General features: G+C 66.6%; 18 protein-coding genes. 7 read left to right on the top strand and 11 right to left on the bottom strand.

The window, feature by feature from the left end; genetic code table 11:
• Window positions 1-245: 245 nt before the first annotated feature.
• Together FEZ61_RS16560 and FEZ61_RS16555 are read left to right on the top strand one after the other, a co-directional pair.
• On the top strand, window positions 246-1,394 hold the full coding sequence (locus FEZ61_RS16560; protein WP_173149546.1) for a pyridoxal phosphate-dependent aminotransferase: 1,149 nt from the start codon (window positions 246-248) through the stop codon (window positions 1,392-1,394).
• Window positions 1,382-2,173, top strand: coding sequence for an amidohydrolase (locus FEZ61_RS16555; RefSeq protein WP_093254410.1), 792 nt, complete (start codon window positions 1,382-1,384; stop codon window positions 2,171-2,173). The genes FEZ61_RS16560 and FEZ61_RS16555 overlap by 13 nt, the downstream gene beginning before the upstream one ends.
• Here the strand turns inward: FEZ61_RS16555 and FEZ61_RS16550 are convergent, their stop codons facing one another.
• Window positions 2,174-3,322, bottom strand: coding sequence for an aminotransferase class V-fold PLP-dependent enzyme (locus FEZ61_RS16550; RefSeq protein WP_093254412.1), 1,149 nt, complete (start codon window positions 3,320-3,322; stop codon window positions 2,174-2,176).
• A gap of 131 nt (window positions 3,323-3,453) precedes the next feature.
• On the opposite strand from FEZ61_RS16550, the gene FEZ61_RS16545 reads away from it, so the two are divergent.
• Window positions 3,454-3,915, top strand: a complete 462-nt coding sequence (locus FEZ61_RS16545; protein WP_064309406.1) for an Lrp/AsnC family transcriptional regulator — start codon at window positions 3,454-3,456, stop codon at window positions 3,913-3,915.
• 203 nt (window positions 3,916-4,118) lie between these two features.
• Here FEZ61_RS16545 and FEZ61_RS16540 read toward each other — a convergent pair whose 3' ends face one another.
• The 3 genes from FEZ61_RS16540 to leuA form a co-directional block, all read right to left on the bottom strand.
• On the bottom strand, window positions 4,119-5,069 hold the full coding sequence (locus tag FEZ61_RS16540) for an aldo/keto reductase (RefSeq protein ID WP_173149544.1): 951 nt from the start codon (window positions 5,067-5,069) through the stop codon (window positions 4,119-4,121).
• A 53-nt stretch (window positions 5,070-5,122) separates the two neighbouring features.
• Window positions 5,123-8,434, bottom strand: coding sequence for an EAL domain-containing protein (locus tag FEZ61_RS16535; protein WP_173149542.1), 3,312 nt, complete (start codon window positions 8,432-8,434; stop codon window positions 5,123-5,125).
• Between the two features lie 140 nt (window positions 8,435-8,574).
• Window positions 8,575-10,245 (bottom strand): 2-isopropylmalate synthase, encoded by a 1,671-nt coding sequence (gene leuA, locus FEZ61_RS16530; protein ID WP_093254421.1) that lies wholly within the window; start codon window positions 10,243-10,245, stop codon window positions 8,575-8,577.
• 363 nt (window positions 10,246-10,608) lie between these two features.
• Between leuA and FEZ61_RS16525 the strand changes: the two genes are divergently transcribed.
• Window positions 10,609-11,040, top strand: coding sequence for a DUF4174 domain-containing protein (locus tag FEZ61_RS16525; RefSeq protein WP_093254423.1), 432 nt, complete (start codon window positions 10,609-10,611; stop codon window positions 11,038-11,040).
• Between the two features lie 695 nt (window positions 11,041-11,735).
• On the opposite strand, the gene FEZ61_RS16520 is transcribed toward FEZ61_RS16525, so the two are convergent.
• Complete coding sequence (locus FEZ61_RS16520; protein ID WP_173149540.1) at window positions 11,736-12,404, bottom strand: glutathione S-transferase; 669 nt, start codon at window positions 12,402-12,404, stop codon at window positions 11,736-11,738.
• A gap of 27 nt (window positions 12,405-12,431) precedes the next feature.
• Window positions 12,432-13,712 (bottom strand): mechanosensitive ion channel family protein, encoded by a 1,281-nt coding sequence (locus FEZ61_RS16515; protein ID WP_173149538.1) that lies wholly within the window; start codon window positions 13,710-13,712, stop codon window positions 12,432-12,434.
• Between the two features lie 112 nt (window positions 13,713-13,824).
• On the opposite strand from FEZ61_RS16515, the gene FEZ61_RS16510 reads away from it, so the two are divergent.
• On the top strand, window positions 13,825-14,214 hold the full coding sequence (locus FEZ61_RS16510; RefSeq protein WP_133863195.1) for a DUF6491 family protein: 390 nt from the start codon (window positions 13,825-13,827) through the stop codon (window positions 14,212-14,214).
• Window positions 14,215-14,288: 74 nt separating this feature from the next.
• Here FEZ61_RS16510 and FEZ61_RS16505 read toward each other — a convergent pair whose 3' ends face one another.
• The 3 genes from FEZ61_RS16505 to FEZ61_RS16495 form a co-directional block, all read right to left on the bottom strand.
• Window positions 14,289-14,495 carry a hypothetical protein gene (locus FEZ61_RS16505; RefSeq protein WP_173149536.1) on the bottom strand — a complete coding sequence of 69 codons (207 nt, stop codon included), beginning with the start codon at window positions 14,493-14,495 and terminating at the stop codon, window positions 14,289-14,291.
• Between the two features lie 98 nt (window positions 14,496-14,593).
• Entirely contained in the window at window positions 14,594-15,415 is an 822-nt protein-coding gene (locus tag FEZ61_RS16500) for a peptidoglycan DD-metalloendopeptidase family protein (RefSeq protein ID WP_173149534.1), read from the bottom strand.
• A 76-nt stretch (window positions 15,416-15,491) separates the two neighbouring features.
• Window positions 15,492-16,598, bottom strand: coding sequence for an L-dopachrome tautomerase-related protein (locus tag FEZ61_RS16495; RefSeq protein WP_173149532.1), 1,107 nt, complete (start codon window positions 16,596-16,598; stop codon window positions 15,492-15,494).
• A gap of 160 nt (window positions 16,599-16,758) precedes the next feature.
• On the opposite strand from FEZ61_RS16495, the gene FEZ61_RS16490 reads away from it, so the two are divergent.
• Window positions 16,759-16,953 (top strand): hypothetical protein, encoded by a 195-nt coding sequence (locus FEZ61_RS16490; protein WP_059315809.1) that lies wholly within the window; start codon window positions 16,759-16,761, stop codon window positions 16,951-16,953.
• 10 nt (window positions 16,954-16,963) lie between these two features.
• Here FEZ61_RS16490 and xseA read toward each other — a convergent pair whose 3' ends face one another.
• The gene (xseA, locus tag FEZ61_RS16485) at window positions 16,964-18,343 is read right to left on the bottom strand and encodes an exodeoxyribonuclease VII large subunit (protein ID WP_173149530.1); all 1,380 of its coding nucleotides are present in this window, start codon (window positions 18,341-18,343) and stop codon (window positions 16,964-16,966) included.
• 102 nt (window positions 18,344-18,445) lie between these two features.
• Here xseA and FEZ61_RS16480 point away from each other — a divergent pair, with 102 nt between their 5' ends.
• Entirely contained in the window at window positions 18,446-18,997 is a 552-nt protein-coding gene (locus FEZ61_RS16480) for a hypothetical protein (protein WP_017640643.1), read from the top strand.
• 864 nt (window positions 18,998-19,861) lie between these two features.
• Here the strand turns inward: FEZ61_RS16480 and otnI are convergent.
• Window positions 19,862-20,641 (bottom strand): 2-oxo-tetronate isomerase, encoded by a 780-nt coding sequence (otnI, locus tag FEZ61_RS16475; RefSeq protein WP_173149528.1) that lies wholly within the window; start codon window positions 20,639-20,641, stop codon window positions 19,862-19,864.
• Between the last annotated feature and the right edge of the window lie 11 nt (window positions 20,642-20,652).

The following is a 20,652-nucleotide window of genomic DNA, read 5'->3' as shown; positions in this document are numbered from 1 at the left end:
TGCGACGGCCTAGCAGTGAAAAAGATCGTAGCCTTGGCCCCTTCGCGTCGCTAACGGGTAACCTGACTGCCTGCGGTTGCCCTCATCCTGGTCCTCTCCCGGAGGGAGAGGGGATGTTTGGATCAAGCCTTGTACCCAGGCTATGCCGAGACCGCTGGCTGGCTGATCGGCATAGCACTACTTGCCCTCTCGCGCAAAAAATCGCAGTCTGCCGATCTCCTTCCAGCCAGACCCGTGCCCGCGCGATGATCCAGAGCAAGCTTCCCGACCTCGCCGTCACCATCTTTACCCGCATGTCCCAGCTCGCCGCCCAGACCGGTGCGCTGAATCTGTCCCAGGGCTTTCCCGACTTCGACGGCCCCGCCGAGTTGCTCGCGGCGGTCGGTCGCCATGTCGCGGCGGGCCACAACCAGTACGCACCCATGACCGGATTGCCGACGCTGCGCCAGCAGGTAGCGGCCAAGGTTGCCGCCTTCTATGGCCGCGAGGTGGATGCCGAGGCCGAGGTCACCATCGTGCCCGGGGCCACCCAGGGCCTGTTCTGCGCCCTGCAGACCCTGGTGCGGCCAGGCGACGAGGTGATCGTCTTCGACCCCTGCTACGACAGCTACGAACCCTCGGTGCAACTGGCCGGCGGGCGCTGCGTGCACGTGCCTCTGGCGCTGCCGAGCTTCGGTATCGACTGGACGGCGCTGGAAGCGGCCCTGAGTCCGCGTACCCGCGCCATCGTGCTCAATACCCCGCACAACCCCAGTGGCGCTCTGGTCAGCGCCGCCGAGTTGGATCGCCTGGCCGCACTGATCCGCGGGCGCGATCTCTATCTGGTCAGCGACGAGGTCTATGAGCACCTGGTCTACGACGGCGAGCGCCATGCCAGCGTCATCGCCCACGACGAACTCTATGCCCGCGCCTTCGTGGTCAGCTCCTTCGGCAAGACCTATCACGTCACCGGCTGGAAGACCGGCTATGTGGTAGCGCCGCCGGCGCTGTCGGCCGAGTTGCGCAAGGTGCACCAGTACGTGAGCTTCTGCGGAGTGACGCCGATCCAGGCCGCCCTGGCCGACTTCATGGCCGCCCATCCCGAGCACCTCAGCGAGCTGCCGGCCTTCTACCAGGCCAAGCGCGATCTCTTCTGCGATCTCCTGGGTAACTCGCGCTTCACCTTCCAGCGCGCCGCCGGCACCTATTTCCAGGTGGTGGACTATTCCGCCATCCGCCCGGATCTGGACGACGTGGCCATGGCCGAATGGCTGACTCGCGAGCATGGCGTCGCCGCCATTCCGCTGTCGGTGTTCTACCAGACGCCGCCTGCGGACCTGCGCCTGGTGCGCTTCTGCTTCGCCAAGCGCGAAGACACCCTGCGTCAGGCAGCGGAGCGGCTATGCGCGATCTGACCCCCACCCAGGACCTGCGCCTGGCGCTGCTGCAGAGCGAACTGGCCTGGCATGACCCGGCCGCCAATCGCGCCCATTTCGAGCGTCTGCTGACGGCTGTGGGCGAGACCGATCTGGTCATCCTGCCGGAGATGTTCACCACCGGCTTTTCCATGGAATCGGCGGCCCTCGCCGAACCCGCCGATGGGCCGACCGCCGCCTGGCTGCGCGAACAGGCCCGGCGTATCGGCGCCGTGGTGACGGGCAGCCTGATCGTGCAGGACGAAGCTGGACAGCATCGCAACCGGCTGCTGTGGGCGACGCCCGAAGGCGAGTTGCTGCACTACGACAAGCGTCATCTGTTTCGCATGGCCGGTGAGCACGAGCATTACGCGCCTGGCGAGCAGCGCCTGGTGGTGACGCTCAAGGGGTGGCGGATCCGCCCGCTGATCTGCTACGACCTGAGATTCCCGGTCTGGAGTCGCGCTCGGGACGATACCGACCTGCTGCTCTATGTGGCCAACTGGCCAGCGCCGCGGCGTGGGCATTGGAACCGGCTGCTGCCGGCGCGGGCCATCGAGAATCTCTGCTATGTCGCCGCGGTGAACCGCCTTGGCAGCGACGGCAACGGTCATCCCTATGCCGGTGACAGCCAGGTGCTGGACTTCCAGGGTGAACCCCTGGTCGAGGCCGGCGCGGCGGCCGGCATCTTCCACACGACCCTGTCGGCCGCGGAGCTGGCCGGCTATCGCGAGCGCTTTCCGGCGCAGCGCGATGCCGACGCCTTCCGCCTGGACTGATCAGGCCCAGAAGGGCGCGGGCTGGACGGCATGCTGGTGGATCAGGGCGACGGCCTGGTCCACGTCCGTCGCGGTGGTGTAGCGACCCAGGCTGAATCTGTAGCTGCGCGCGGCCTGTTCGGCGGATAGGCCCAGGCCCAGGAGCACATGAGAGGGTGCCGCCTTGGCCGAACTGCAGGCCGAGGTCGTCGAGAAGGCTAACTGACGCTGCAGCGCCACGGTGTCCAGTGGCGTGGCGAAGGTCAGGTTCAGGGTATGGGGAATGCGCTGCCGGGCGCAGCCATTGAGCTGCATGCCGTTCAACGTCTGCACCCCTGCCAGGAACCGCTCGCGCAATTGACCAAGACGCTCGTTTTCCCGCGTCATGGCCTGGCCGGCGAGGGCGAAGGCAGTGCCCATGCCGACGATCTGGTGAGTGGCCAGGGTGCCGGAGCGCAGCCCGCGCTCATGGCCGCCGCCGTGGATCTGCGCCTGCAGGGCACCCTCCGCCCGCGGGCCGACGTAGAGGGCGCCGATGCCCTTAGGACCGTAGGTCTTGTGCGCGGAAAAGGACATCAGATCGACATCCAGGCCGTTCAGGTCGATGGCGACCTTGCCGGTGGCCTGGGCGGCGTCCACATGGAAGAGGGCGCCACGGGCGCGGACCAGCCGGCCGATGGCGTCGATGTCGGTCAGGGTGCCCAGCTCGTTGTTCACCAGCATCAGCGAGACCAGGCAGGTGTCGTCTCGCCAGGCCTGCTCGACGGCGGCGGGGGTGATCAGACCTGCTGCGTCAGGCGTCAGGTAGGTTACGGTGAAGCCCTCGGCTTCCAGTTGGGCCGCGGTATCCAGGACCGCCCGGTGTTCCAGGCAACTGGTGATCAGGTGGCCGCGCCCGCGACGACGGGCCACGCCGAGCAGGGCGAGGTTGTTGGATTCGGTGGCGCCGGAGGTCCAGACCAGCTGTGCGGGCTGGGCGCCGACCAGGGCGGCTACCTGCTGGCGAGCGCTATCCACAGCCTGCTGGGCGTCGTTGCCGAAGGCATGGCCGCGGGAGGCGGGATTGCCGAAGACGCCCTGGCGGCCCAGGCAACCCAACATGGCCTCGATGACGACATCGTCGACGGGGGTAGTGGCGGCGTAGTCGAAATACAGGGGGTAAGCGTCCATGGCGGCCTCGAGCGTTTGAGTGAAACTAGGCTAACGCTCACGCTCGTGAAGAAATTTGCTTTTTTATCTCTTATTGGCGTTTTTATGAGAATAGAATTCTCTTAAATAGCTTTTATGGAGAAAGCCGTTTCATGGATCGCTTCGATCGCGCCATCCTCGAGATCTTGCAGCAGGACAGCACCCGACCGGTGGCCGATATCGCCGAGCGTATCGGCCTGGGCACCACCGCCTGTTGGCGGCGGATCCAGAAGCTGGAGGAGCAGGGGGTCATCCGCGCCCGGGTGGCGCTGCTCGATCCCCGCCAGCTCAACGTGGGGGTGACGGTGTTCGTCTCGGTGCGCACCAACCAGCACGCCATGGACTGGCTGCAGCGCTTCCACGCGGCGGTGGCGGCCATTCCGGAGGTGGTGGAGCTCTATCGCATGGCCGGCGACACGGATTACCTGATGCGCATCGTGGTGCCGGACATCGCCGCCTACGATGGTGTGTACAAACGGCTGATCCAGGTACCGGGGTTGCTCGATGTCAGCTCCAGCTTCGCCATGGAGCAGATCAAGTACAGCACGGCCTTGCCGCTGGATTATGTGCGTTGAGGGGGCGGTCTATCGCGGCCATGGGCCGCTCCTACGGCTAAACCGGAGCGTGTAGGAGCGGCCCATGGCCGCGATTAAATCCTATGATCGCTACCCAACACTGGCGGCGCCTCGAGGCAAGGCCTGTTGGGCTTCGCTACGCTTAGCTCAACCTACGGCGGCCCGTCATGACCGCGATGAAGTGGGTTGGGTGGCGCCAAGTCTCAGCGATAGGCGCTGACCTGATCCAGCAGGGTGACGTCGTCGGCGGGCAGCTGCAGCCGAGTGGCGGCGATCAGGTCGTCGAGCTGGGCCTGGGAGGTGGCGCTGGCAATGGGGGCGGTGATGCTCGGACGGGCGATCAGCCAGGCCAGGGCTACTTGGGCCGGGGTGGCGTCGTGCTTTTCGGCGATCTCGTCGAGACCGGCGAGAATGGCCATGCCGCGTTCGTCCAGATAGCCTTTGACCATCTCTGCCCGTGCACCCTGGAGGTCATCCTTGGTGCGGTACTTGCCGGTAAGGAAGCCGCTGGCCAGGGAGAAATAGCTGATCACGCCCAGGCCGAGCTCTTGGACCACCGGCTCCAGGTCGGTCTCGTAGTCCTTGCGCGCGTGCAGATTGTAGTGCGGCTGCAGGCTCTGGTAGGCCGGCACGCCCAGGCGCTCGGCGACCTGGGCCGCTTCGCGCAGGCGCTGGCCACCATGGTTGGAGGCGCCGATCACCCGCACCTTGCCCTGTTCCACCAGACGGGCGAAGGCCCCCAGGGTCTCTTCCAGAGGGGTGTCCTGATCATCGCAATGCGCCTGGTAGAGGTCGATGCGATCGGTCTGCAGGCGCTTGAGCGAGGCCTCCACCGCCTGCTGTACATAGTTGGCGCCAAGGCCTTTGCGACCCTCGCCCATGTCCATGCCCAGCTTGGTGGCCAGGATCACCTGATCGCGCTTGCCGCTCCGGGCGAACCACTTGCCGAGCAGGGTCTCGGACTCGCCGCCACGGTTGCCTGGCGCCCAGCGCGAATAGACGTCGGCGGTGTCGATGAAATCCAGGCCGGCGTCGAGCAGCGTGTCCAGCATACGAAAGGACTGGGCTTCGTCCAGCGTCCAGCCAAAGACGTTGCCACCGAAGCAGAGGGGCGGGACCTGCAGGTCGGAGTGGCCGAGGGTACGTTTTTGCATGGGATCCTCATCTGGATAGGGAAGACATGCAGGTTACGACCGATGGCCGCGGCTCAAGGTTCGAGACGCGGCGGCCCTGACCACTCCAGCAGGGGGATGGGTTTGCCGAGCGCATAGCCCTGGGCGTAGTCGACGCCGATGGTGCCGAGCAACTCGAAGGTAGCCTGGGATTCGACGAATTCGGCGATGGTCTCGGCGCCCAGGTGGTGGGCGACCTGGTTGATGGACTCGACGATGGCGCGATCCAGCGGATCCTGGTCGAGGGTGCGGATGAAGCTGCCGTCGATCTTCACGTAGTCGACGCGGAAATGCTTGAGGTAGGCGAAGGAGCTGAGGCCGGCGCCGAAGTCGTCCAGGGCGATGCGGCAGCCGCGTCCGCGGACCTGGCTGATGAGTTCGGAGGCCACCGAGAGCTTGTTGATCACCGCAGTCTCGGTCAACTCGAAGAGCAGGCGTTGCGGATCCAGCGGCGAGGCGGCGATCAGCTCCAGCAATTCGGGCAGAAAGTCGGGATCGCTCAGGCTGTTGCCCGAGAGATTGATGCCCACGTGCAACTCGGGTCGCTCCTGCAGCCAGGGCACCAGTTCGACCAGCACCTGACGTACCACCCAGCGGTCGATGCTGCTCATCAGGCCGAAGCGTTCGGCGGCCGGGATGAAGGTGGCCGGCGAGATCAGTTGGCCCTGGACATCGCGCAGGCGCAGCAGCAACTCGACATGCTGCGCCGCGCTGCCGCGGCTACGGGTGGGGACGATGGTCTGGGCGTGCAATTCGAAGCGGTGCTGCTCCAGAGCCTCGCGCAGGCCGCTGGCCATGAGGATCTCGCGGTGTTGGCGCTCCACGTCCTCGCTGCCGGCGCGATAGAGCGCCGCACGATTGCGCCCGGCATGCTTGGCGGTGTAGCAGGCCACATCGGCCTGGCTCATCAATTCGGCCGGACTGCGGGTCTCGGCGGTGATGGCGACGATGCCGGCGCTGGCACCGACGTCGTAGATCCGGCTCTGCCAGTTGAAGCGCACGGCGCCAATGCTGGCGATGAGCTTTTCGGCGACGGCCTCGGCCTGCACCAGATCGCAATCACGCAGCAGCAAGGCGAATTCGTCACCCCCGATGCGCGCCACGGCGTCGGAGCCGCGCAGGGAATCGCGCAGCAGGGTGCCCAGCTCGCGCAGCAGCAGATCGCCCGCGGCATGGCCGGCGGAATCGTTGACCACCTTGAAGCGATCCAGGTCGATGAAGCACAGCGCATGCTGGGTGGTGCCGGCCTGGGCCTGTTGCCAGGCGGCTTCCAGCTCCTGCTCGAACTTCAGGCGGTTGAAGAGTCCGGTCAGGGCGTCGTGGGAGGCGTTGTAGCTCAATTCGCGCTGCAGGTTGCGGGCATGGGTGACGTTCTGAAACACCAGTACCGCGCCGATGATGTGGCCATCCACCGTGCGTACCGGTGCTGCGGAATCCTGTACCTCGTGTCGCTCACCGTGCCGGCTGAGCAGCACGGCGCCTTCGTCCAGCGAGGTGATGGTCTGGTCGCGCAGGCAGCGGGCCACCGGGCTGGGCAGCACCTCATCGCTCTGGCTGTCGTGGATGAGGAACACCTCCTCGTGGGGGCGCCCCTGGGCATCCGCCAGCGACCAGCCGGTGAGCTGCTCGGCGACCGGATTGAGAAAGAGGATGCGACCGTCCACGTCGGTGGTCAGGACGGCGTCGGCGATGGAGGCCAGGGTGACCTGCAGCCGTTCCTTTTCCTCGTAGAGCGCCGTGGTCAGCTGATGGTGCTCGGTGACGTCGCTGTTGCTGCCGACCAGGCGGACGTGGCCATCGGCCTCGACCACCGAGATCAACTCGGAGCGGATGTGCCGCACCTCGCCCCCAGGGCCGCCGCGATTGATGCGGAAGTTGAAGGTGTAGGACATCGAGGCGCTGACGACCTTCTCGAACACCTCCAGCGAGAGTGCCTTGTCATCCGGATGGATGAAGGTGAGCCAGAAGTCCATGTCCCGGCTGAGATTGTCGGGGGCGATGCCATACAGGTCACGCAGGCGGGCATCGGCATTGAAGCCCGGACTGCGGGTATCCCACTCCCAGATGCCCACGTTGCTGGCGCGAATGGCCAGTTGCAGGCGCTCCCGGAGCCGGGCGTTGGTCGCCTCGGCACGGCGCTGGGCGTCGATGTCACGAGCCTGCAGCAGATAGCCGCTGAGCAGGTCGCCGTCGTCGTGGTCGGGCGACAGCGCCAGTTGCATCCACAAGCCCTGGCCATCACGGTGCAGCAGGCGCCGGGTCTGTTCACCTTCCTGGACCGTCAACTGTTCTTCGGGATCGGCGATCAACTCCTTGAGCAGCCGGCCGTCGAGACTGTGGCGCGGATAGCCGAGCATGGCTTCCAGGGCCGCGTTCACCTGGCTCAGACGCCCATCCACCGACAGCAGCGCCATACCATAGGGCGCGGTGCTCAGGGCATGGCGGAAGCGTGCCTCGTTGCGCGCCAGGCGCTGGTTGTGATGACGGCTCTGCTCCACGGCGGCGGCCAGCAGCAGCGGTGGAATCTGCATCAGCGCCACCGGGATGTAGGTCAGGGCCTCCTGCATCAGCGAGACGGCTGGGGCGCCAAGCAGGTAGCCGTGAGCCACCAGGTAGGTGAAGATCAGGATGTTCAGGCCGCCCACCACCGCGGTACCCAGGGCGGTGAGCCTCAGGGTCATCAGCAGCAGCAGGGTGGAGACATAGACGAAGGGATAGGGCACATAGGCCAGCAGTCCGAGCACCAGCAAAGGGCTGATCAGCAGCAGGGCGAGGAATTCGCGGGCACCCTGGCGGCTGAATTGCTGCCACTGCAAGGGGCGGCGAAGAAAGGCGAGGGGCATCACCACCAGCAGGCCAAGGGCGTCGCCCAGGTACCAGTGCATGGCCACCCTCAGCAGCTCGGGATTGCCTTGCTGGGCGGCGATCAGGGTACCCAGGGCGGTACCCGCCAGCGGGGACATCAGCACCCCGTAGAACAGCAGTCGCCCCATGGCCGCGATGTTGCGTTCGGGGTGGAGGATGCGGCCATGCAGCAGCCAGGCGCCGAACAGGATCTCCGCCAGATTGGGTAGGGAATAGAGCGCTCCGATGGCCGGGTCACCACTGAAGGGCAATTCGGCCAGGGCGCCAGCCACCCAGATCGCCAGCAGCTGCAGCGGCCAGCGACGCCGGGCCGAGCGCAGCAGCCAGGCGATCGCCAGCCCATTGGGCAGCCAGAGGGTGGCCACGGTGCTGGAGGCCTGGCGGGTGAAGAGAATGCACAGGACGGAACTGATCAGGAACAGCAGGGACAGCGCGGCGATGTCACGCCGCAGGCTGGTGTTTCGCGACAGAATGGAAGTCATTGCCTATCCAGACAAGCTGCTCGGCCGGCAGGTGCCAGGCAGACGAGACGATCCCTAGGAAGCGGGGAGTATCTCCGCTGGTTCGCCATAAAAAAAGGGAACGCCGACGGGCATTCCCTTAAGTTTGACGAATGTCAGTATTAGGCAGCCTTGGCCTGGGCCTGGGTGACCGCGCGATTCAGGGCGCTGAGCAGGGCACGGAAGCTGGCGGTGGTGATGTTCTCGTCGATGCCGATGCCATGCAGCGGGCGCTGGCCCTCTAGGCGAATCTCGATGTAGGAGGCGGCCTTGGCGTTGGCGCCGGCGCCGATGGAGTGCTCGTGGTAGTCCATGATCTCCACCGCCTGGGGCAGGCTGGCGACCAGGGCTTCCAGCGGCCCCTTGGCGGTACCGTGCCAGTGCTCGGTACGACCTTCGACAGCGACCTTGATGTCGACGGTGGAGGTGCCGTCTTCCTCGCGCAGCTTATGGCTGACCAGCGCATAGGGGCTCTTGGCCTGCAGGTATTCCTGTTCGAGCAGACCGTGGATCTGCGCCGCGGTCATCTCCAGGCCCAGGCGATCGGTCTCACGCTGCACCACCTGGCTGAATTCGATCTGCATGCGACGCGGCAGGCTGATGCCGTATTCCTGCTCCAACAGGAAGGCGATGCCACCCTTGCCCGACTGGCTGTTGACGCGGATGACCGCCTCGTAGTCGCGCCCGATGTCGGCCGGGTCGATGGGCAGGTAGGGCACTTCCCAGAGCGCATCCGGCTTCTGCTGGGCGAAACCCTTGCGGATGGCGTCCTGGTGGGAGCCGGAGAAGGCGGTATGGACCAGATCGCCGACATAGGGATGACGCGGGTGCACCGGCAACTGGTTGCACTCCTCGACGGTCTTGCGCACGGCGTCGATGTCGGAGAAGTCCAGCTCGGGATCGACGCCCTGGGTGTAGAGGTTGAGCGCCAGGGTCACCAGGCAGACGTTGCCGGTGCGCTCGCCGTTACCGAACAGGCAGCCTTCGACGCGATCGGCGCCGGCCATCACCGCCAGCTCCGAGGCGGCGACGCCGGTGCCGCGGTCGTTATGGGTGTGGACGCTGATCAGCACGCTGTCGCGGCGATCGATGTGGCGGCCGAACCACTCGATCTGGTCGGCGTAGTTGTTGGGCGTGGCGCACTCGATGGTGGCGGGCAGGTTGAGGATCAGCTTGTTGGCCGGGGTCGGCGCGAACACCGCGATCACCGCGTTGCACACCTCGACGGCGAAGTCGGTCTCGGTGGAGCTGAACACCTCGGGGGAATACTCGAAGCCCCACTGGGTCTCCGGGCGCTCGGCGGCCAGGCGCACGATGGTCTGGCCGGCGGCCACGGCGATGGCCTTGACGCCCGCCTGGTCCTGGTTGAAGACGATGCGGCGGAAGCTCGGCGCGCAGGCGTTGTAGTAGTGGACGATGGCGCGCTTGGCGCCCTTGAGCGACTCGAAGGTGCGCTCAATGAGGTCGTCGCGGGCCTGGGTCAGCACCTGGATGGTGACGTCATCGGGGATGTGCCCGCCCTCGATCAGCTCGCGGACGAAGTCGAAGTCGGTCTGGGAGGCGGAGGGGAAGCCCACCTCTATCTCCTTCAGGCCCACGGCGACCAGGCACTTGAAGAAGGCCATTTTCTTCTCGGCATCCATCGGCTCGATCAGCGACTGGTTACCGTCGCGCAGGTCGGTGGACAGCCAGATCGGCGCCTTGTCGATGACCTTGTCCGGCCAGGTGCGGTCGGGCAGGGCGACGGGCGTGAAGGGACGGTACTTCTGCGAGGGATCTTTAAGCATGGTCATGGCGATTCTTTCCTTGGGCGTGGTCGGGACTTACGAAGCGAGCGCAGTCGAGCTTCGCAGTCGTGGACTGACCAGTCGCAGGCAGCGGTGCTGCCGGAGGAGGATGAGGGTATGGGCGTTGTGCATGGCGCTAACGGTAGTCCGCTCAGGGTAGGGCTCGCAATCTTCTTTTTAAAATTGGCAGGAATGGTCGTCTAGACTTTATAGCCGACGATTTATTGCTATGTAGGGCTCCCTATTGGTGATTTATGAACAGTGGGCCTGGCGGTTTTTGTGTAACCCGAAATCGCCAGGGCGATCCCTGACGCCGGACCGAGGTCAATGCTGGACGACTCTTGGCAACCGAACGGAAGGAAGGCGTCCATGAAGACCCTCGCACTGGTAGGCCTGGCGACCACCCTGATCGCCGGTCTGGCCTCGACGGCCCAGGCGGCCGACAACCCCCTGGAGGCGGAACGCTGGAAGACCCGACCGCTGATCCTGGTCGCGCCGACGGCGAACGATCCCCAGGTGGTGAAGCTGCGCGAGGAGCTGGCGCAACCGGCCAATCGCGAAGCCTTCGTCGAGCGGGACATGGTGCTCTATACCGTGGTGGCCGGCGCCGGCAGCCGCAACGATCAGCCATTGCGTCCGGAGCAGACCCGGGCGCTGCTCAAGGCGCTGGACGCCCGCGCCGTGCAGCCGGCGACGCTTTATCTGGTAGGTAAGGATGGTGGGATCAAGGTGCGCGAAGAGCAGGGGTGGTCGCTCAAGGCCTTGTTCGGCACGGTCGACCGGATGCCGATGCGGCGGTAAGGGAGGGGACCCTCACCCCAACCCTCGCCCAGGGGGAGAGGGGGCCTGTTGAGGCAGCCGGATGCAGCGTAGGTTGGGTTGAGCGTCAGCGAAGCCCAACACCCAAGGCACCTTGCGCCTGTTGGGCTTCGGCGATGGAGCCGCCTCAGCCCAACCTACAGGTGCGGGCATCGGCGTCAGAGTCTCGGCGTAGACGTAGTAAAAGGTACCGGGCCGTCAGTGGAGAGCGCTGGTGCGGTTTTCCACACTATTGGGGATTAGGGCTTCCCTCACCCCAGCCCTCTCCCGGGGGGAGAGGGGGCCTATCGAGGCAGCCGGATACGGCGTAGGTTGGGTTGAGCGTCAGCGAAGCCCAACACCCATGGCACTCTGCGCCTGTTGGGCTTCGGCGATGGAGCCGCCTCAACCCAACCTGCGGGGTGCGGGCAGCAGCGTCAGAGTCTCGGCGTAGACGTAGTAAAGGTACCGGGCCGTCAGTGGAAAACGCTGGCGGTTTTTCACACTATGGGGGTGGGGCTTCCCTCACCCCAGCCCTCTCCCTTGGGGAGAGGGGACCTATCGACGCAGCCGGATGCAGCGTAGGTTGGGTTGAGCGTCAGCGAAGCCCAACACCCATGGCACCCTGCGCCTGTTGGGCTTCGGCGATGGAGCTGCCTCAGCCCAACCTACGGGGTGCCGGTATCGGCGTTCGAGTCTCAGGCGTAGACGTAGGGCCCACCCTGCTCCAGCGCCCGTTGATAAGCTGGGCGGGCGTGGATGCGCTTGAGGAAGTCCACCAGCTTGGGGCGCTTGCCGTTGTCCAGGCCGGCGCGGGCGGCGGCGGCTTCCAGGGGGAAGCTGAGCTGGATGTCGGCGGCGGTGAAGCTGTCGCCGACGAACCAGCCGCTGGCGCCCAGCTGGCTTTCTAGGTAGTCCAGGTGCAGGTCCAGTTGCGGCTGGATGAAGCTCGCGGTGGCCTTGGCGGCGATGCCCTTGGCGATGGGCCTGGCGAAGAAGGGCATGGGCGAGGTGGCGATGCGGTCGAACACCAGCTTGAGCAGCAGCGGCGTCATGGCCGAGCCTTCGGCGTAGTGCAGCCAGTAGGTGTAGCGCACGAACTCCGGACTGTCCTGGGCGGGCAGCAGTTGCGGCCCGTAGCGCCGTGCCAGGTAGTCGACGATGGCGCCGGATTCGGCCAGGGTCAGCTCACCGTCGACGATCACCGGCGACTTGCCCAGCGGATGCACCTTGCGCAACTCCGGCGGGGCGAACAGGCCGCCCGCCGCTCGCTCGTAGCGTTGCACCCGATACTCGATGCCGAGTTCTTCAAGCAGCCAGAGCACCCGCTGGGAGCGGGAGTTGTTCAGGTGGTGGACGACGATCATGGTCTTTCCTTAGGCCGGGGCGGGCGATCAGGGCGCCGGGGTGCCCGGTTCGCCCAGGGAGGTCATGGCCTCGCGCGGTTCCAGCCGCCCGCGGAAGTCGCGTCCGCTCGGGTGCTGGAACACATGGAGGCCGAATTCCGGGAGGATGGAGAGCAGGTGATCGAAGATGTCCCCCTGGATGCCCTCATATTGCGCCCACACCGTGGTGTTGGTGAAGCAGTAGATCTCCACCGGCAGACCCTCGCCGGAGAGCGGCATCTGGCGGACCAGCAGGGTCATGCCTTGATGCACCCCGGGATGGGCGCGCAGGTAGCGTTCGACATAGGCGCGAAAGGTCCCCAGGTTGGTGACCCGGCGGGTGTTGACCGGCTCCTGGCCGCGCTTTTCCAGCTTGCGATTCCAGTCCGCCAGTTCCTGCTCCTTGGCGGTGAGGTAGTCGTCCAGCAGGTTGAAGCGGTGCAGGTGCTCGCGCTCGGCGTCGCTGAGGAAGTGCACGCTGTTCTGGTCGATGTTGAGCGCGCGCTTGATCCGGCGGCCACCGGCTTCCTGCATGCCGCGGTAGTTGCGGAAGGAGTCGGTGATGAATCTCTTGGTGGGGATGGTGGTGATGGTCTTGTCGAAGTTCTGCACCTTGACCGTGTGCAGGGCGATGTCGATGACGTCGCCATCGGCGTTGAGCTGGGGCATCTCGATCCAGTCGCCGACGCGGATGATGTCGTTGCTGGAGATCTGCACGCTGGCCACCAGGGAGAGCAGGGTGTCCTGGAAGATCAGCAGCAGCACCGCGGCCATGGCGCCGAGGCCGGAGAGCAGGATCAGCGGCGAGCGATCAATCAGGGTGGCGATCATCAGGATGACCGCGATGGCGTAGATGACGATCTTGCTGACCTGGACATAGCCCTTGATCGGCTTGAGCCGCGCCGAGGGCCGGCGCGAATAGAGCACGTTGACCACGTTCAGGGCGCTGCCCAGGGCCAGGGCGATGGTCAGCACGATGAAGGCGCTGCAGACGTTCTGCACCACGGTGACCAGGGCCTCGGGACGCCCGGGCACCAGTTCGATGCCGATCGACAGCACCAGGGCCGGGACGATGTTGGCCAGCCGACCGATGACGCGGTGGTGATTGAGTTCGTGATCCTGGCCGAAGGAGGTGCTGCGCAGCAGGCGATAGAAGCCGCGCACCAGGATGCGCTTGACGATCCAGTTGAGCACCCAGGCCGCCAGCAGCAGGCCGAGGCAGGCGACCAGGGTAAGCAGTTGCGGGTGTTTTTCGAGATCGTCGATCAGGTTGGTCAGGGCCGTGGGCATAGGGGGTCTCTTGACGGGATACTACGGACGCCACGTTAGCAAAGCTGCGCCCCGCTTGCCGTATTCGGCGCCCGGGGTCGGTCCAAGGTTCAGCCCTTCCAGGAAAATTTCCATGCGCGTCCTCCCTGCCTTTTTTACCCTCGTCGCCGTGCTGCTGCTCGCCGGTTGTGCCGGGCGTCCCTTCGGACCGCCGACCCTGGACGATCGCCTGGCCGAACTCGGCTATCGGCAGGGTGCGGCCATGGACACCATACTGGGCTTCGACCTCTCCGGCTGGCACTACCTGGATACCCGGCACCTGGCGCTGGGGACGGGATTGGGCCGCGCTTACCTGGTGGACTTCGCCGTGCCCTGTCGCAACCTGGCCGCCGGCAATCGCCTCGGCTATCGCTCGCGCGCCGCCGGCCTGCGTCCGGGCGACTTCCTGGTGTCCACCGATGCCCGGGGCAGCCGGATGGAGTGCCCCATCGGCGGCCTGTATCGCCTCGATCCCGTGCGCTGAGTGGCGCAGGGCTGACCAGCTCGCACAGCCCGGAATCCGGTTGTGGCCGGCGATCCGTCTTGCCTGCGAGCGGCCTAGCGCTCCACCGGCTCGCGCTTCTTCCACCAGCCGCCGAACAGGCCGACCGGATAGATCGTCACCATGACGGCGAACACCACCCAGGTGCGCCAGGACCAGGCCGACAGCACGAAGCCCTGGGAGAAGCCCACCAGCAGGTAGCAGGCCGCGGTGACCAGCAGGATGCTGCCGAGGGCGCTGCCGAAGCGAGGTCTTGGGGTCATGGCGGCGGTTCCAGGTCGGGCCAGAGGAGGGCGTCCCTTTTAAGCCAGCGCCGGACGCCTGGCAATGCCCCCGACTGCAACCAATTGTTTGCTGCCGGTCAGGGCTTGAAGGCGTTGATGAAGATGCTCGGGTCGACCCGCACGTCATTGAGACTGACGTTCCAGTGTAGATGCGGACCCGTGGCGCGGCCGGTGCTGCCGACGCGGCCGACCACGCCGCCGCGCGGGACCTCCTGGCCGATCTGGACATCGATGCGCGAGAGGTGGCAGAACATGCTGATCAGGCCCTGGCCGTGATCGACGAACACCGTCTTGCCATTGAAGAAGTAGTCACCCACCAGTACCACCTTGCCAGCGGCCGGGGCCTTGACCGGCGTGCCGGCGGGCACGGCGAAGTCCAGCCCTGAATGCGGGTTGCGTTCCTGGCCGTTGAAGAAGCGGCGCAGGCCGAAGGGGCTGGAGAGCGGACCCTCCACCGGCTTGTCCAGCAGCAGGTTGCTGGGCTGGTTCGGCGAGAACAGCCGGTAGGCGGCCTGCTGTTCGGCCAGTTCGCGCTCGAAGCGCTCGAGGTCCTCCGGATTGGGCGTGACCTGGCGCTGGTTCTTCAGGGTGATGCGCTGCTCGGCGTAGTGCCGGCTGCCGACCGTGAAGGCCTGGGGCGCGGCGCCGGCGACCTCCAGCGGCTGGCGACCCGCGGCGGTGCCCAGGGGGATGCCGACGATGGCCACCCAGCCGTTGCCATCCTTGACCACCAGCACCGGCTTGCCCTGGTAGCGCACCCGCGGCGCGGCGTCACCCGGAATGGGGACCACGGCGACGCCGCCCGGCACGGGCTTGTCCAGCAGGCGTTGCAGGTAGGTGCCCGCATGGGCGGGCAGGGTCAGCAGCAGGCAGCAGAGCAGGGCGAACAGGCGGGGCATGGGCGCATCCGGTGGCGAAAACGCCCATGCTGGGGCAGGCGAGGGCCGCAGGGCAAGGCGCCCCAGGCCCCCTTGGTCAGTTGGGGACGATCTTGTAGAGCACGGTTTCCAAGGCCGGCTTCTGCTTGGGATCGAAGAAGCTCATCTCGGGGATGCGCGAATCCGTGACATAGACGGTGCCATCCGGGCCGCGACCGAAGGTGTCCGGCCAGACCAGTTTCTTGTCCTGCACCAGGGTGGTGAGCTGGCCGTTCTCGCGGATCTTCACCGCATGCTCTTCCACCGCGCTGACATAGAGGCGCCCTTGCGGGTCCATCAGCAGGCCATCGGCCGGACCGTTCTCGCCGACCTTTTCCACCTTGGCCGGCAGGCTGGCGAGTTCGTCGCCCTGTAACGCCGCGGTAGGAATGCGGTAGAGGGTATTGCCCTTGACCGCCTGCCAGTAGAGGTAGTCGCCGGCCGGGGAGAGGGCGATGCCGTCGGCGGAGAATTCCACGCCACGGCCATCCGGACGCACCAGCGGCTCGCCATCGGCCTTGACCTTGACGCCCTTCTCGGCCTGGGTGCTCGGATCGCCATCCAGGGCGCGCCGCGCCTTGCCGCTCTCCAGATCCAGGACCACCAGGGCGCCGCGCGCACCGGAGTCGGTGATATAGGCATGGCGACCGTCCGGGCTGAATCTCACGTCGTTGAGGTAACTGCCCTGGGGTGCCACGCTCTCGTCCAGCGCATAGACCTTGCTCACCTGGTTGCTGGCCAGATCGATCTTGACCAGCTTGGGTGCGCCGGGCACCACCAGGGCCTGGGCGGGAGCGCCCGGATCGATCACCCAGAGACTGCCACGGCCGTCGGCCACCACGGATTGCACGCAGACCCAGTGATTGCCTGGCGTCAGTTCGTCGCGCTTGGCATTGCGCCAGCCGTTCCAGGCCGGGTCTGGATAGGGCACCAGGCTGCCGTCGGGCTTGAGTTCGGCGACCGAGACCTCGCTGTCTTCGGTCCAGCGCGGGAAGTTGACGAAGATCCGACCGCTCTCGCTGACGGTGACGCCGGTGACCTGGTGATCGAAGCTGGCGACCTTTTCCAGCTTGGCGCTGGACTCGGCGGCAAAGGCGGCAGGTGCCAGGGGCAGGGCGGTCAATAGCGTGGCCAAGGCGAGGCGGCTGAGGGTGGGTCTGGACATGGTGGGATCCTGGTGGGCGACCGGAGGGACCGGTCCTGCAGGTACGACTGCGCCGCCCGCCTGGAAGATCGCCAGGGCCGACAGCCGGCTGGCCGTTGGCCCGCGCGGGAACGTCCGTGGAAATCCCGGGGTCCTCCCTGAAACCCCAGAGGAGAAGACCATGTTCCGTCCCATCGCCAGCAGCCTGGCCCTGCTTACCCTGAGTGCGGTACTCGCCGGTTGCGACAAATCACCGGAGACCCCGCCGCCCCAGCGCAGCGAAGTGGTACAGAAAAGCGCGCCCGGCAGCGATCCGGCCACTCAGTCGCCTGATCGCACCGTGGAGCATGGCAACCCGGGGACCAAGGCGCCCTGAGGCGCCAGCGTCAGTCCAGCAACGACAGGGTGACCGGCGCCTGGTGATTGTCCAGCACCCGCACCTCCAGCTCGCCCTCGGCCAGGCGGGCCTGGAGCTTCTGACCCGGCTGTACCTGGCCGGCCGCACGCACGGCCTGGCCGCGTTCGTCGAGGAGGATGCTGTAGCCACGGCCCAGGGTGGCCAGCGGGCTGACGATCTGCAGGGTCTGGACGGTGCCGGCCAGGCGCTGCTGGCGCTCCTTGAGTTGCCGCTGCATGACTCGCGGCAGGCGGTCGGCCAGTTGCTCCAGGCGTTGGCGCAACAGGGCCAGCTGGCGCCCGGGATGCTGGCCGGCCAGGCGGGTGTCCAGGTGCGCCAGGCGATCGCGGCGACGATTCTGGGCGATGACGTAGGCGCGGCGCAGGCGCAGGTCCAGGTCGTCCAGCCGCTGGGCCTGCTGGCGCAGTCGTTCGCCAGGGTGGCGTAGGCGGCGGTTGCAGGCCTCCAGGCGCAGGCGTTCCCGGGCCAGGCGCTCGCGCATGCGCAGCAGCAACTGGCGATGCAGGCCGTCCAGGCGCTGGCGCAGGTCGGCGCTGTGGGGCGCGAGCAGTTCCGCGGCCGCCGACGGGGTAGGGGCGCGGACATCGGCGACGAAGTCGGCGATGGAGACATCGGTCTCGTGGCCGACAGCGCTCACCACCGGGGTCTGGCAGGCGGCCAGGGCGCGGGCCACGGGTTCTTCGTTGAAGCACCAGAGGTCTTCCAGGGAGCCGCCGCCGCGCGCCAGGATCAGCGCATCGAAACCCTGGCGGTCGGCCAGTTGCAGGGCGCGGACGATCTGGGCGGTGGCCTCGCGGCCCTGCACCGCGGTGGGGATCAGCGTCAGTTCGACCTGGGGCGCCCGTCGCTTGAAGACGCTGACGATGTCGCGGATCACCGCGCCGGTGGGCGAGGAGACGATGCCGATACGCTGTGGATGGGCAGGCAGTGCGCGCTTGCGTTCGGCGGCGAACAGTCCTTCGGCGGCGAGGCGCTCCTTGAGCGCCTCGAAGGCCAGGCGCAGGGCGCCGTCGCCGGCCGGCTCGACGCTGTCGAGAATCAGCTGGTAGTCACCGCGGCCTTCGAACAGCGAGACCTTGCCGCGCACCTTGACCGCCAGGCCGTCGCGTAGCGCCTGGCGCACCCGGCTGGCGTGCTGGCGGAACAGCGCGCAACGCACCTGGGCCTGGCCGTCCTTCAAGGTGAAATAGAGGTGGCCCGAGGCGGGCTTGGCCAGGTTGGAGATCTCGCCCTCGACCCAGACCTGGGCGAAGACATCTTCCAGCAGCACCCGGGCGCGGCTGTTGAGCTGGCTGACGCTGAGCACCTCGCGATCGAGACCGAGGCGGGCGAAGGGGTCCTTGAACATGGGGCGCTTTCTGTGGCTTTCGTCGGCCTCACCTTAGCAGCTCTGGGCGTGCGGCGAGCAGCCCATTAAGCTGCGCGCCCCTTCCTTCGAGACGCGTGTTCCATGACCCTGCGCCAGACCATCCTCGCTCCCCGCATTTCCAGCCATCCGCGGGTGGAGCGTACCGCCGTGGAGATCCTTGGCTGGCTCGCCGCCAGCGGTGTGGTCAGGGCCGAGGCCTCGCCCTGTCTGCCCAGTCGCGGCCGGCGCGGCCATGCGCCGGGACCGCGACTGACCGAGGTGCTGCGCCTGACGCCAGGCATGGACGATCCGCGCGACTTCGCCGACGGCGGCCTGGAAATCGTCACCGAACGCTGCATCTTCACTCCGCTGGACGGCTTCGAAGGTCGGGCGCGCTGCCCCGCCTGCCGCCGCGAGATCGGCGAGGCGCTGTTCGAACACCTGGAAGTCTGGATGCCGGCGGAAAGCGATAACTTCGCCTGCCCGGAATGCGATCACGAAGACGACATTAACGGCTTCGACTTTCCCCAGCCCTGCGCCTTTTCCGACCTGGGCTTCATCTTCAACCACTGGCCGGCACGGGCCTTCGCTCCGGCCTTTTTGGAGGAATTCCGGAGGCGGCTGGGGCAGCCGTTGGCGGTGGTGGAGGTGTAGGGGCGGGTGGGTCTATCGCGGCCATGGGCCGCTCCTACGGTTGCCCCGCGGCCGCATCGGCGGCCGCGATTAGGCATCGGTACATGACGGTGAACAGGGCTCAACCGGAGGTTGGGCTGAGACGGCTCTTTCGTCGAAGCCCAACAAGGGCAAGCGACTGGCGTTGCGAGGTGTTGGGCTTCGCTGCGCTCAGCCCAACCTACGGGTTCACGCCTGCAATTGGCGCAGCCACTCCAACTCCGCCGAGGTATCAGCACCGGGCACGGTGCCTGACGTAGGTTGGGTTGAGACGGCTCTTTCGTCGAAGCCCAACAAGGGCACGCGACTGGCGTTGCGAGGTGTTGGGCTTCGCTGTGCTCAGCCCAACCTACGGGTTTACGCCTGCAACTGGCGCAGCCACTCCAGCCTCGCCGAGGTATCGGCACCGGGCACGGTGCCTGACGTAGGTTGGGTTGAGACGGCTCTTTCGTCGAAGCCCAACCAGGGCGCGCGACTGGCGTTGAGGTGTTGGGCTTCGCTGCGCTCAGCCCAACCTACGGGTTTACGCCTGCAGTTGGCGCAGCCACTCCAACCTCGCCGAGGTATCGGCACCGGGCACGGTGCCTGACGTAGGTCGGGCTGAGACAGCTCTTTCGTCGAAGCCCAACAAGGGCGCGCGACTGGCGTTGCGAGGTGTTGGGCTTCGCTGTGCTCAGCCCAACCTACGGGTTTACGCCTGCAACTGGCGCAGCCACTCCAGCCTCGCCGGGCACGGTGCCTGATCGTAGGTTGGGCTGAGACGGCTCTTTCGTCGAAGCCCAACAAGGGCACGCGACCGGCGTTGCGAGGTGTTGGGCTTCGCTGCGCTCAGCCCAACCTACGGGTTCACGCCTGCAATTGGCGCAGCCACTCCAGTCCGGCGGAGGTGTCGCCGCGGGGGCGGTACTCGCAGCCGATCCAGCCGTCATAGCCGAGGGCATCGAAGCGCTCGAACAGATAGGGGTAGTAGAGCTCCCCCAGATCCGGTTCGTGGCGGTCGGGCACGCCGGCGATCTGCACGTGGCCGATGCCGGCGAAGTCGCGCTCGAAGGTCTTGCTGACGTCACCCTCGACGATCTGGCAGTGGTAGCAGTCGAACTGCACCTTGAGATTGCTGGCGCCTATGGCCTGGCGGATGGCCTGGGCGTCGTCCTGGCGATTGAGGAAGTAGCCGGGCATGTCGCGCCCGTTGATGGGCTCGATGAGGATCGTCACCCCAGCCTTGGCCGCCTGTTCGGCGGCATAGGTCAGGTTGCCCAGGTAGGTGTCGCGGGCGCGGGCCCGGTCGACCTCGGCGGGCAGCAGCCCGGCCATCACGTGTACCAGGCGATTGCCCAGCACGGCGGCGTATTCCAGTGCGCGGTCGATGCCGGCGCGGCATTCGGCTTCGCGACCGGGCAGGGCAGCCAGGCCGCGTTCGCCGGCCGCCCAGTCACCGGGCGGGGCGTTGAACAGCACCTGGGTCAGGCCGGCGGCGTCCAGACGCGTCTTGATCTCGGCGGCGGTGTGCTCGTAAGGGAAGAGGTATTCCACGGCCTCGAAGCCGTCCGCGGCGGCGGCGGCGAAGCGGTCGAGAAAGGCATGCTCGGGGTAGAGCATGCTGAGGTTGGCGGCAAAACGAGGCATGAGGGTCTCCC

It is taken from the genome of Pseudomonas sp. MS15a(2019) (genome assembly GCF_013277805.1).
GTDB lineage: Bacteria > Pseudomonadota > Gammaproteobacteria > Pseudomonadales > Pseudomonadaceae > Chryseomonas > Chryseomonas benzopyrenica.
This window is presented reverse-complemented; position numbering and strand designations above follow the sequence as displayed.